This window comes from Vibrio sp. 2132-1, from assembly GCF_033344315.1.
The window spans coordinates 82,622-95,365 of sequence record NZ_JAWPON010000007.1 but is presented as its reverse complement, the minus strand read 5'-3'; the positions used below and the strand labels follow the sequence as shown (position 1 = coordinate 95,365).

12 protein-coding genes are annotated in these 12,744 nt (G+C 44.7%); 4 read left to right on the top strand and 8 right to left on the bottom strand.

Going from position 1 to position 12,744, the window contains the following annotated elements:
* Positions 1-93: 93 nt before the first annotated feature.
* The 6 genes from R8N47_RS09485 to R8N47_RS09460 are packed head-to-tail and all read right to left on the bottom strand — an operon-like array spanning position 94 to position 5,354.
* Positions 94-753, bottom strand: coding sequence for an HAD family hydrolase (locus tag R8N47_RS09485; protein ID WP_064354532.1), 660 nt, complete (start codon positions 751-753; stop codon positions 94-96).
* A 2-nt stretch (positions 754-755) separates the two neighbouring features.
* Positions 756-1,775, bottom strand: coding sequence for an ABC transporter ATP-binding protein (locus R8N47_RS09480; protein WP_005373862.1), 1,020 nt, complete (start codon positions 1,773-1,775; stop codon positions 756-758).
* A complete protein-coding gene (locus R8N47_RS09475; protein WP_064354533.1) occupies positions 1,772-2,560 on the bottom strand; it encodes an ABC transporter permease in 789 nt (262 codons plus the stop codon). The genes R8N47_RS09480 and R8N47_RS09475 overlap by 4 nt, the downstream gene beginning before the upstream one ends.
* A gap of 2 nt (positions 2,561-2,562) precedes the next feature.
* Positions 2,563-3,453 (bottom strand): ABC transporter permease, encoded by an 891-nt coding sequence (locus tag R8N47_RS09470; RefSeq protein WP_213913790.1) that lies wholly within the window; start codon positions 3,451-3,453, stop codon positions 2,563-2,565.
* Positions 3,450-4,274 carry an alkaline phosphatase family protein gene (locus R8N47_RS09465; RefSeq protein ID WP_005373854.1) on the bottom strand — a complete coding sequence of 275 codons (825 nt, stop codon included), beginning with the start codon at positions 4,272-4,274 and terminating at the stop codon, positions 3,450-3,452. The genes R8N47_RS09470 and R8N47_RS09465 overlap by 4 nt, the downstream gene beginning before the upstream one ends.
* 12 nt (positions 4,275-4,286) lie before the next feature.
* On the bottom strand, positions 4,287-5,354 hold the full coding sequence (locus R8N47_RS09460; protein WP_005373851.1) for an ABC transporter substrate-binding protein: 1,068 nt from the start codon (positions 5,352-5,354) through the stop codon (positions 4,287-4,289).
* A 210-nt stretch (positions 5,355-5,564) separates the two neighbouring features.
* On the opposite strand from R8N47_RS09460, the gene R8N47_RS09455 reads away from it, so the two are divergent.
* A complete protein-coding gene (locus R8N47_RS09455) occupies positions 5,565-6,293 on the top strand; it encodes a UTRA domain-containing protein (protein ID WP_064354534.1) in 729 nt (242 codons plus the stop codon).
* A 62-nt stretch (positions 6,294-6,355) separates the two neighbouring features.
* On the opposite strand, the gene R8N47_RS09450 is transcribed toward R8N47_RS09455, so the two are convergent.
* Positions 6,356-7,942 (bottom strand): BCCT family transporter, encoded by a 1,587-nt coding sequence (locus R8N47_RS09450; RefSeq protein ID WP_005373846.1) that lies wholly within the window; start codon positions 7,940-7,942, stop codon positions 6,356-6,358.
* Positions 7,943-8,245: 303 nt separating this feature from the next.
* Between R8N47_RS09450 and R8N47_RS09445 the strand changes: the two genes are divergently transcribed.
* Positions 8,246-10,654 (top strand): beta-mannosidase, encoded by a 2,409-nt coding sequence (locus R8N47_RS09445; RefSeq protein WP_064354535.1) that lies wholly within the window; start codon positions 8,246-8,248, stop codon positions 10,652-10,654.
* A gap of 101 nt (positions 10,655-10,755) precedes the next feature.
* Here R8N47_RS09445 and R8N47_RS09440 read toward each other — a convergent pair whose 3' ends face one another.
* Positions 10,756-11,010: a hypothetical protein gene (locus R8N47_RS09440; protein WP_005387084.1), complete on the bottom strand. Its 255-nt coding sequence runs from the start codon at positions 11,008-11,010 to the stop codon at positions 10,756-10,758.
* Between the two features lie 166 nt (positions 11,011-11,176).
* Here R8N47_RS09440 and R8N47_RS09435 point away from each other — a divergent pair, with 166 nt between their 5' ends.
* Both R8N47_RS09435 and R8N47_RS09430 read left to right on the top strand, forming a co-directional pair.
* Positions 11,177-11,536, top strand: coding sequence for a DUF6559 family protein (locus R8N47_RS09435; RefSeq protein WP_054865478.1), 360 nt, complete (start codon positions 11,177-11,179; stop codon positions 11,534-11,536).
* 137 nt (positions 11,537-11,673) lie between these two features.
* The gene (locus tag R8N47_RS09430) at positions 11,674-12,708 is read left to right on the top strand and encodes an ABC transporter substrate-binding protein (RefSeq protein WP_042523267.1); all 1,035 of its coding nucleotides are present in this window, start codon (positions 11,674-11,676) and stop codon (positions 12,706-12,708) included.
* The last annotated feature ends 36 nt before the right edge of the window (positions 12,709-12,744 follow it).

Here is a 12,744-nt window from a genome sequence, read left to right as displayed (position 1 = left end):
TGTGATGAAGAGAAGTAAAAAAGAGCAGAAAGAACTGCTCTTTGAACAAATAGAAAAGTATTTACTTAGGAAGAACGGTCTTGTGAGGCTAGATCACCCCCAACTTAACACACTCCAATTCGGTCTGTTGGCGTGTTCTTTTAGTTGTGGGCATGGATTTACCAGATAAGCGTAGTTCGCGTATTCACAAAGCGGTAAATCGTTGATTGAATCGGTATAGAAATGGATTTCGGAATAACGCTCAGGCTGATTTTCTAGCCACTGTTTTAATCGCGTGACTTTGCCTTCACGATAACTCGGGATACCGTCGATTTCAGCAGTATAACGGTTGTTTTTCTCGATTAAATCAATTCCGAGTGCGGTTGGAATATTAAGACGGCGACCAACGGCTTCCACCAAAAAAGTGACGCTGGCAGAGATGATAACCATATCTATACCATCACGAGACAGTTGCTCAATCAGGGTTTTGGCTTGAGGGAACTGTTTAGGCAAAATATGGCTTTCAACACATTCTTCAACCAAGGCATTTACCTCTTCAATCGGCATGTTTTCTAGTGGCTTCATGGAGAACGCTAGATAGTCTTCCATGTCCATTTTGCCTTCAGAGTACAAGGCCATTAGACGCTGATCTTCCTTAATAAATAAAGGATCAGTCGCGATGCCTCTCTCAACCATAAACTCGTTCCAAATCATTGCGCAGTCAGCGTTTATTAGGGTTTCATCCATATCAAAAACATACAAAGGTTTGGACATGTTTAGGCTCTCACTGGTTGAATTTCGTTTAGGTTAAAGAGTAGCTCTAGTTGGCTGCCATTCGCTAGTAAGCGTTCTGAAGAGCGGTTAAGCAAGTCAACAGTGAGCTCACACTCTTCAACGTTCACTTGATAGCGAATAACATTACCTAGAAGCTGGTGGTTGGTGATCGTACCTACTTGTGGCGCTGAGATGTGGCTATCATATTGACGACCTTGCTCTTTTACATATATAGACTCTGGGCGAATCGCTACTTTCCATTCGGTATCAATGTTGAAGAGTTGCTTGGCTTTATTGGCCTCTACAAGGTTGTAGTGCCCCATGAAACCGGCCACAAACTCGTTAGCAGGATGAGTATAAATTTCTTCAGGTGTTCCTGCTTGAACAATTTCCCCTTTACTCATTAGGAAGATACGATCAGACATAATCATCGCCTCTTCTTGGTCATGAGTTACGAAGATAGTGGTGAGATTCATCTCTTTCTGAATGTCTCGGATTTGCTGACGAAGGTGTTTGCGGATTTTGGCATCAAGCGCAGAAAGTGGCTCATCAAGCAATAATATGCGAGGTTTCACCACCAACGCTCGAGCGAGTGCGACACGCTGGCGCTGACCACCAGAAAGTTGATGCGGATAGTGTTTTTCTTTACCTGCCAGATCCACCAGTTTGATGACTTTAGCCACTTCACGTCGAATATCATCATTCGCAAGCTTTTTCATTTTTAAGCCAAATGCAATGTTGCCTTCGACGGTCATATTGGGAAACAGCGCATACGATTGAAAGACCATCCCAATACCACGCTCTTGCGGGACTTGATGCGTGATATCTTCTCCGTTTACCCAAATCTCGCCTCCATCGACAGGGTTAAGCCCAGCAAGGCTGCGAAGTAGTGTCGATTTACCACAACCGCTAGGGCCCAAAAGCGTAATGAATTCACCTTGCTCGATGTTAAAGTGAATGTCCTCAAATACGGTGTTATCACCAAAACGTTTAGTTAGATTTTTCGCTGTTACGTAGCTCATTGTTTGACTCCTCGGCTGAAACGACTTGCCAACCAAGTCAGTAAAAAAATAAATAGGAAGTAGGTCATCACTAAGGCAGACGTAAAGTGGCCGCTCGTCTGACGCATGTTATACAAGTAGATTTGCAGGGTTTCATAACGTGTGCCGACTAAAATATTGGCGAACACAAACTCTCCCAATAGAAATGAAAATGAAAGGAAAAGCGATGCCATCAGTCCTTTTTTGAGGTTAGGTAAAATGACCATCAAAAACGCTTTGGTTGTGCTTGCTCCTAGCAAGTGTGCAGCGTCCATTAAATCGTTAAGGTTAATTGCTTCGAAGCTATTAGAAATCGCACGATACATGAACGGTAACGCGATGGTGAAGTAAGTACCTACTAGAATCCAAGGAGTACCGATAAGGGAGATTTCACTGTCAGCATAAAGTTGAAGCAAGCCGACGGAGGACACCACTGGTGGTACAGCGAATGGTAGCAAAATCAATACGTTCATGAGCTTATCGAGCCTTGGAAAGTAGTAAAACACCACGAATATCGCTGGCAGAACTAGAATCACACTGAGGGTTAGCGAAGCAATACAAATAAACAGCGAACGCCCAAATGCTTGCAAAAAGCGTGGGTCGGTCAGCAATTTAACGTACCAATCAAAAGTGAAACCATCTGGAAGCACCGTGGCGCCCCAGCGTGATGAAAGCGAATAGACAAAGGTCGCTAAAATCGGGATGAGCATGATCCCAACAATGGAATAAACCACCGTTTTATGGAATCGATTATTAACGTTGTGCATGACTACTTCCTACCTGCATAGCTTTTCGAAATGAGCCATTGGTTAATCACTGTGATAAAGGCAAGTAACGCCATTAGAATCACCGAAATTGCAGCGGCGAGATTAGGTTCAAGGAACAGGTCTCCCGATACCAGACTCGCAATTCGAATTGTGATGACGTTATAGTTACCGGAGGTCAACGCATAAACACTCGCATATGCGCCAATTGCGTTGGCTATTAAGATAATAAAGGTACCGAATAAGGCTGGTGAGAGCACTGGCAGAGCGATTTTCGCCCAATACTGTGATGTTTTGGCTCCCAGTAGCGCAGCAGCTGCTTGCCAATCATCGCTCAACGCGTCGAACGCAGGGTAGAGCAACAATACCGCCAGCGGGATTTGGAAGTAGATGTAAATGGCCAGCAGGCCCCATTTACCATAAAGGTCGAAATCACCGAGTAAGCCATACTGCTTGAGCAAAAGGGTAATCGCCCCATTGGTGCCCAAAACAATAATAAAAGCGAATGACAGAGGTACGCCTGCAAAGTTGCTGCTCATGTTCGTAAACGCAATCACACCGTCGCGGACTTTAGAATCGACTCTGCGCAGAGAAGAGACCAACAGAGTCGCAATGGCTAAGCCAAAAATGCTCGACCATACAGCTAACCACAAACTGTTGCCAAACGCCTGCATCATAAAGGCGGAGTCGAGCACTTCAATGTAGTTATCGAAGGCAAACTCGCCATCGTAGATAAAGCTGTTTAACAGTACCCAAATCATCGGTGCGAGTTGAAATAGATAGAAAAACAGTGCGAAAGGCGCCAACCAAATGGCTGGCTTAAAGCGCTTTAACCAAGTACTTGCCAAATTTGAACGTGATTCGCTAGAGCTTGGGGAGAGGACTGAACTGCTCATAGTGCTAACAATTCCTGAGTGTATGGCTTCGTGTGGTCAAGGTTTAGCAATTGACAAACGGTGCCACAAATATCAGTTTGCTTAATATGACAATCTTGATGGGTAAACTTATCACCAATGACAAACAGGGGAACTTCTCGCTCTTCAGGTAAAATCCCACCGTGAGAAAGATCGTTGTTCATGCCATGATCGCTGGTCACAATGATTTGATACCCATCAGCAAGCCATTGATCGATGTAGTTGGAAAGAATAATGTCTGCACCTCGCGCACAATTGCGGTATTGGCGAGAGTCTAGGCCAAACTTATGTCCTGTATCGTCGATATTCATCGGATGGATCAGTAAGAAATCAGGTTGATAGTTGCGGCGTAAATACTCTGCGTCCAGGAACAAGGCTTCATCAGGATAATGATCCCAATGGTAAAAGCAGCCGTGCTGGATATTCAGGGTTTCATCATGCGTGAAACGATCGCGAACAGGTTCAAATGGCGCGCGATTATAAAGCTCACTTACCCAGTGGTAGGCAGCCGCAGCGGTCACTTTTCCTTGGGCTTTTGCCAAACTGAAAATGGAATCGTGTTTGGATAGACGAACGATATTGTTGTTTACGATGCCGCTTTCTACAGGGCGAACGCCCGTTAAAATGCACTCATAAAGTGGGCGAGACATAGAGGGCAGCTCACACTGCACAGGATAAAGCGTTGCGCGAGTTTCTTGTTGGGAACGACTTTGTTCTAGAAGACCATTGAGGTAGCCCATGCAATCACGGGCTACCTGATAGTTCAGTCCATCTAGAACAACAAGGATGACCTTATTGCTCATAACGACTTACTCTTATTGCTGGTGGATTAAGACACTTTCTTGCCATTGACGTGGCAGCTTACGTGCGGACTTTTCCCAAGCTGAGAAGTCAGTCACTGGGTGAACATTGCTGTATTGGTCATTAGCAATTAGCTTGTCTTGCACTGCTTGAGGCAGTGTGATGTTGGTGCGGATTGGACGCGCATAACCTTCTGCTAAGTTGATTTGCCCTTGATCGCTGAAGATGTATTCACGAGCAAGCTTTGCTGCATTAGGGTTCTTCGCGTATTTATTGATTATGGTTGTATAACCAGAAATCACAGAGCCATCTTGAGGAATGCTCACTGTAAAGCGGTCGCGGTCAATTTTGTCGCGGTAGTTCAATGCATTGAAGTCCCACATGATCGCCACTTCCACTTCGCCTTTTTCTAGGTTGGCGATGTTCGGATCGGTAAATGAAAGACGACCTTGCTTCGCGAGTTCAGAAAAGAATTTGAGCGCAGGCTTGAGGTTGGATTCGTCCCCACCGTTGGCGAACGCTGCGGCGAGAACCGCGTTGTTTGCCTGTGCTGCTACGCCTACGTCACCTACGGTCACTTTGTAGTCGCCTTTTAATAGGTCATCCCACGTTTTTGGCGCGTCTTTTACGAGGTTATTGTTGGAGATAAAAGAAATAGTGCCAGTGTAAGCAAGTGCCCAATGACCATCTTCGTCTTTTGCCCAATCTGGGATGTCATTCCAAGTTGTTGGTTTATATGGCTGAGTGACGCCTTTTTTTACCGCTACACGTGCGAAGGCAAAGCCTACGTCACCAATGTCTGCGGTCGCGTTTTTCTTCTCAGCTTCGAATTTTGCGATTTCTTGAGCCGAGCTCATATCCGTGTCTTGGTGCTTAAGGTTGTAATTTGACTTTAAATCAGCCCAAGTGTCTTTCCAGTTTGCCCAACTGTCAGGCATACCCACACTGTAAACCGCCCCTTCTTTTTGTGCTGCTGCTACCAAAGATTCAATATCGGCTTCTTTCGCTACTGTTGGCGTAGCGAGCGTTACCGCAATGATTGCCGCTGGTGCGGTAATTGAACGACTTAGCAAAGTTTTCATTGTCTCCATCCTTCTGGACTAGGTCAGTAAGTTCGCTTTGTATGCTATGGATGGAATGTGACGATTTAGCGCAAGTAATTTGACAGTTTTGCTGATTTTATATGGCACTTATATTTCATACGTTCAGTATGTGTTCTGTTGATTAATGTCATATTTTTGTTACGTAAACGCCTTATGTTATTCGTCAAATTATCCTTGGACTAGATCAGAATGAGAGCGACAGGCACCGGACAATTTGGTACCCAATTAGGAAAAATTAGAAGCAGCTTAAAACAGCAGATTCTTTCCGGCATCATGTCGGAAGGACAAAAACTGCCGTCAGAGAGAGAGCTCAGTGAGCTGTTTTCTACAACTCGAATCACTATCAAAGATGCGTTGGTATCTTTAGAAACTGAAGGTCTTATTTATCGAGAAGAGCGCCGGGGTTGGTATGTATCTCCTGAGCGTATCTGTTACAACCCGTTGTCTCGTTCTCACTTCCATCAGATGATTCGAGAGCAGCATCGTATTGCAGAAACTAAGTTACTCAACGTGCGAAGTGAAATGGCCGCAGGTGAGTATGCCAAATCGTTAGAGGTGGAGCGAATTACCCCAATTTATGTAATTGAACGGTTACGTTTTATTGATGGGCGAGCGGTATTGTTTGTTGAGAACGTGCTCAAAGCGGCACTGTTTGAGGGTATATTGTTTGAGAACCTCACCATGTCCCTGACGGGCATTTATCGTGAGAAGTATGGTTACGAGACAAAGCGCTCTCGTTTTGATGTGATTCCCACGTCAGCGCCTGCTCATGTCGCTAAGGCGTTGAACCTAGCTGAAGGACAACCCGTTCTGAAAATTCGGCGGGTAAACTACAAACAAGATGGGCATTTAATGGACTGCGAATTCGAGTATTGGCGTCCAGACGCCGTGATGATTCGCATTGATAGCGTAGGATAAAGCGCAGAATTAAAAAGAGCCCAATGAAGGGCTCTTTTTCGCATATTGGTTAGAGAGGCGGTTTAAACGAGGCCTTGCTCTTTTGCCATTCTGCTTGCAATGCCGGGTGCTTTCCAAATGCTTGGCAGCAAAATGAAAGACACAGGCACGGCAGTAATTACAATGAAAGACTGCAATGCAGAAATACCACCAGAGCCCATTGAGATAAGCGCAATAGCGACAATACCCATAATCAGACCCCAGAACGAGCGAATCACTGCGTTTGGTTCTGTTGAGCCCGTCATCACTACACTGATTGTGTAAGTCATCGAGTCACCCGTCGTCACGATAAATGTTGTCGTTAAGATCAGGAAAAGAACCGAAATGATCATTGGGTAAGGTAATTCACCAGTAATCGCTAGCAGTGCTGCAGGCAAGTTAAAGCCTTCAAACGCAGATGAAATCAAACCAGGGTTATCAAGTTCAAACGCAAGGCCACTGCCACCAACGATACTAAACCAGAAGCAAGTAATCAGCGGTGCCGCGATGCTAATAGACATGATTAATTGGCGAATTGTACGACCACGAGAGATACGAGCAATAAAGATCGCCATCATTGGGCCATAACCGATAAACCAACCCCAGAAGAATACTGTCCACCAACTTAGCCAGCCTGTATCACCACGGTAAAGTGCCATAGGGAAGAAGTTATCCACCATACGACCAACGCCTTGCACGTAGCCATCAACGATAAAGCTTGTCGGCCCGAAGAACAGGATGTAACCAATTAATAGTACAGACAAAATGATGTTGTAACGACTGACGATTTGAATACCCTTGCTCAAACCGCTCAGTGCGGAAAGGGTATACATCAGGATCGCCGCCATAATAACCATACTTTGCGTTACGAACGTATCTGGCAGGCCAAACAATGAGTTTAGCGCGTAGCTAATTTGTAAACCTAAGAAGCCGATAGGACCGATGGTTCCTGCTGCTACTGCAATGATGCTACATGCGTCAGCAACATCACCAATCCAGCCTTTAATGGCTTTATCACCAAACACAGGGTAAAGCAGAGTACGCGGCTTAAGAGGCAGGCCTTTATCGTAATGCAAGTGCATTAAGACAATGGAAGATAGACCACCAAGGATCGCCCAAGCTAAGAAGCCCCAGTGCATAAAAGACTGAGATAGGGCATTGATTGCGGCAGTTTTCGGTGAGGCTTCCCCGTATAGAGGCGGAGCAGTCACAAAGTGCGCGATAGGCTCAGCTGCGGCCCAGAACACACCACCACCTGCAAGTAGAGTACAGAGTACGATTGACAACCACTTAAAGTTATCAATATCAGGTTTCGCTAGACCACCTAGGCGCACATAACCAGTGCGACCAAACGCAAGAGCCAAACCAATTAGGAAATTCAGAAGAAGCAGTACTTGCCAGTAAGCTCCGAAATATTTAGTAGCAAAGCCGAAGCCGGTGTTAACCATTGCGGTTAGAGAGTCGGTATTCGTTAGAGCAAGTAAAACGAATAGAGTGAGGAAGCTACCACTTAACCAAAAGACAGGATTGGTGAGTTCGAGGCGCTTGAGTAAAGATGGGGGATGAATAGCAGAATAGTCAGCATCCTGAATAGGCGCTGTGTGGGAGGCGGCATTCGTCATATTTGACATAATTACTTCGCTTTTTAGGGCTATGAAGCCGTGCATTTCCCCTCACATCGTTTCAACGAAAAGTGTGAGGATGTTCAAAAAGCCGATGATGTTAACATGTCGAAGTTGCAAATATAACCTTAGATTTCGATTAATTTTTAACAGGTTAGCCAAGTTGCTGATTTTTGGGTAGAGATCAAAAGAAAGAGTTTTTACGTGAAATGCACCGCATTTCGTATGTAATTAACATTTCCCTTGTTTTTGCATGGGTTTATCAGGATTACATTGAGAAAACATGTTTTTCCCAAGCTAAGGTTTAACTCGATGGCTCACTTCGAACTAAATGGGCAGTGGATGCTTACCTCGCCACAGCGCCCCAATCTTGAAATTCCAATGTTTATTCCGGGCGATAATGTGTCGGCGCTTTTACAAGCAGAGCAGATTCCAGATCCTTATTTTGCCGATAATGAAAACAAAGTTCGATGGATTGAAGAGTGTGAGTGGCATATCTCACGTGAGTTTGACGTCGACGCGTTTACGTTGTCTGCCAAGCAAATTTGGATGACGCTAACTCGTGTAGATACCTTGGCAACCTTCTATGTTAATGGTGAGTTAGCACTAACTTGCAGCAACATGTTTACCCAGCAACGTGTGGATATTAAACCGCATTTAAAGCAAGGTACTAACACGATTCGGGTTGAGTTTGCTCGGGTGGATTTAGAAGGTATCGCAAGAGCAAAAAAATTGCCATTTCCTATTCCATCGGCAATGGGCAACAACCAAATTCCACACATGAACTTGATCCGCAAAACACAATGCCATTCCGGATGGGACTGGGGCATTTGTTTGATGGTGTCGGGTATTTACGACCCCATTCAAATCGACATTGTGAATGAGCTTTGGCTCAAAGGTTTCTCGACAGAGCAGCAATGGCAAGCCGATGGGAGTGTGTTTCTTGATGTAGTAGTTGAAGTGGAAACGGACAGTCAACGCCATGAAATGATGATTGAATTTAATGGTGAGCGTCAACGTATTCAAACAAAAGGAAGTGGTCACTATCATTGCCAGTTCCACATTTTGGAGCCTCAACGCTGGTGGCCATCGGGTTATGGCGAAGCGTATCTCTATCCCATTACCATTTCTTGCAGAGAGCAAAAGTTAACGCACAACATTGGTTTGCGTCAGTTAACCCTAAATAACCAAGCTGATGAGCACGGCTCTGCAATGGAATTTATCGTCAATGGCGTACCGATTAATGCTAAAGGTGCCAACTGGATCCCTATTGACGCAATGCCGGGGCGAGAGTACGAAACACGTTATCGCAACCTTTTGCAAAGTGCGGTTGACGCCAACATGAACATGATTCGCGTATGGGGCGGTGGTCAGTACGAGAGTGAAACCTTTTATAACCTTTGTGATGAACTTGGCTTGTTGGTGTGGCAAGACATGATGTTCGCCTGCTCGTTGTACCCATCAAACGACGAGTTTTTAAAAGACGTAGAAGAAGAACTTAGATTCCAAATCCCGAGGCTTAAGAAGCACCCATCAATCGCACTTTGGTGTGGTGATAATGAAGTGATTGGAGCTATTGGTTGGTATGACGAATCTAAGCGCAGTAAAGTCAAATACACGGTTAACTACGATCGCCTCAATCGCATGATTGAGAAGGAGATTACCGAGCAAGATAGCACTCGCCGTTTCTGGCCAAGTTCCCCGTGTAATGGTGAATTGGATTTCGGTGATGCGTGGCATGATGATAGTAAAGGCGATATGCACTTTTGGGACGTTTGGCATTCAGGAAAATCATTCAATGCCTACCTTGACGTGAATCCTCGTTTTTGCTCTGAGTTTGGTTTTCAATCTTGGCCATCTTTTGCTGAAGTTAAGCGGTTTGTCCCTGAGCAAGACTGGAATATTACATCCCCAACTTTCGAACAACATCAGAAGAACCCTCGAGGTAATAGTATTATCACAGAGATGTTCACGCGCTATTTTCGTTTTCCCTCTGGATTCGAGAGCATGCTGTATTTAAGTCAAGTTCAGCAGGCAATCGCGATCAAAACTGCATGCGATCATTGGCGTGCCATTTCTCCAGTTTGTCGCGGCATGCTGTACTGGCAACTCAACGACAATTGGCCTGTCAGTTCTTGGTCTAGTTTGGAATACAGTGGTCGATGGAAGCAGTTGCACTACCATGCGAAGCGATTTTTTGCGCCACAGTATTTGGTATTTTCCGAGCATACAGGCAAGTTGAGCCTACATTTGCTCAATGATGCCAAAGAGTCCGCAAGCGTCAACGCACTGCTTAAGTGGGTAGATTGGCAAGGGGAAGAAAAGCAATGTTGGAGCTTAGAACAAACAGTCATAGCAGACAGCAATACGATTTTGTGGCAATTGGATGAATCGATCGAGAAGGACGAACTTACGTCAGGCTTCTTCTATGTTGAAGCGCAAATCGGTCAAGACAAAATAAGCAACACATGGTTTAGTACTCACGAGCTAAAAACCTTGCCGATAGCGAAAGCCAATATTGGTGTCTCTATTGAAGGGAGGCAAATTACATTGATTGCGGATAAGCCTGCGTTTTTTGTTCATTTGGAAAGTGATGTTGATGGAAGGTTCAGTGACTCCAGTTTTACTCTACTGACCAACGTTCCAATGACGGTTGAGTATTTAGGTGATGATGTTTCAGGTATGCAGCAGTCGTTGAGGGTATACCACCTTAATGATTAAAGCGGGTATAGAACATCTATATGCTGATAACTAAAAAGGGAGCAGTTGCTCCCTTTTTAGTTATTAAGTATCCGTTATTAAGCTCAGGTTGAGACAGAAGTTTATTTAAGTTTCTGATGGACCCGATAGCTAACGACAAAGCCAATGTAGAATAGTGCAGCAAGAGTAATCACTGCCGTCGCGTACGCCAGCAGGCTGTTTAACCCTAAACCAAAAGCCAAAGTGAAGGCGATACCATGAATGGCTTCCGCAGGGATTCGGTACCAAGCAGCGTGGACGGAAGATCCGAATAGGATAAAGGTACTAAGTAAGACAATCGTGCCGCCTATAAAGCCGACCCATCTGCTGTTGTTCATGTTGCAGTCTCAGGGGTTACCGAGGTAACGTAACAAAATATTTCAGAATCGTATTATACAACCGATCATCGCGAAAAGCGCTAGAGAAATTTCGCGGATAAAACAGAGTGTTTTAATTCGAACAAAAGAATACGACATAGCCAACTTAATACAGGAATAACAAAACATGTTGAGATTTATACAACGTCGCCGCATTAAGAAAGTGATTAAACTAATGAGTACCAGATTGGTGGTGGGATACGGCAGTCGTGACTACTTTTCGGTTGGTCAGGTAAAGACGAGCACCAGCGAGTTAAGCGCGTGCCAACAAAAAATTGCGTTGGCATTATATGCGGATCCGCAAGATCTTGATTTGGAAAACCAACCAGAGTTGCAAGCAATACGCTCAGACGTGGCGCATGACTTCTTCGCTGGTGTCGATTATACCGCTCAAGATGTGCTTAATTTACTCGGTTCTGGTGGCTGGAAAGGTGGCCGAATGGAAGATGGAATGTCTCATCATTTTGGTATGCACAGTCGCTATTAAAAACATGCGTTAATTTTATAAATTCGATAAATATTTTTGCTGTTAAAGATTAATTAAATTTTCTTTCAATTGGGTAACAATTACCTAATTATGCACCCGAATCCCAGCGCGTCGCTGGACTGGTTGGATTGCATACCATGAAATTAATCATCAAAGGATTGGGGCTGAGTGCTCTTGTGCTCAGCATGTTTGCTCATGCAGATAGCAAAACGTTGAACGTTTATGCATGGGGTGGCTATTTGCCGGAAGCATCGTTAAAAGCGTTTGAAAAACAAGAAGGTATTACGATTAATTATTCGACTTTTGAGAATAATGAATCAATGTACACCAAGCTAAAATTGCTAAAAGGTTCTGGCTACGATGTGGTTTTTGCTTCTGCGTACTTCATTGAAAAAATGGGGCGAGAAGGGCTGCTTTCGAAAATAGATCACGCTCAAGTGCCAAACATGCAAGACACAATGGACGGTTTACTTGGCCAAGCGCACGATCCTAAAAATGATTACTCGCTGCCTTATATTTGGGGCATTACCGGGATCAGCTACAACGAATCCATGGTTGAGCAACCAGTGACCAAATGGGCAGACTTATGGGAGTCTCAATACGAACAACAAGTCATGCTGATTGATGACGTTCGCGATGTGTTCGGTATGGCGCTGAAGAAAAATGGCCATAGCGTGAATACAAAAGACGAAGCTGAAATCGAGCAGGCTTTTGATTCTCTAGTAGCGCTGAAAAACAACGTATTACTGTACAACTCAGATGCGCCGCAAGTCCCTTACGTGTCCGGTGAAACATCGGTCGGCATGCAATGGAACGGCAACGCATTCCAAGGACAGGTTGAAATGCCTGAGCTGAAGTTCGTGATGCCGGAAGAGGGCGCGGTATTGTGGATGGACAACTTCACTATTCCGTCTGGCAGTAAAAACAAAGCATTGGCGCATAAATTTATTAACTTCATGTACCAATCAGAGAACCAAGCGGAAATCGTGACCAGTTTGGGTTATGCCTCGGCAACGAACGCTGGGCGTGACAAATTGCCAGAAGAGTTGAAAAATAACCGTACTATTTTCCCTTCATCAGAAGACATGAAAAAAGGCGAGTTTATTAATGATGTTGGCGCAGAAACGTTAGCGATTTACGAAAAGTACTGGCAACGTTTAAGAACGCAATAAGCAACGTCTTTGCCTATTGTTAGGCTTAAAATCGTT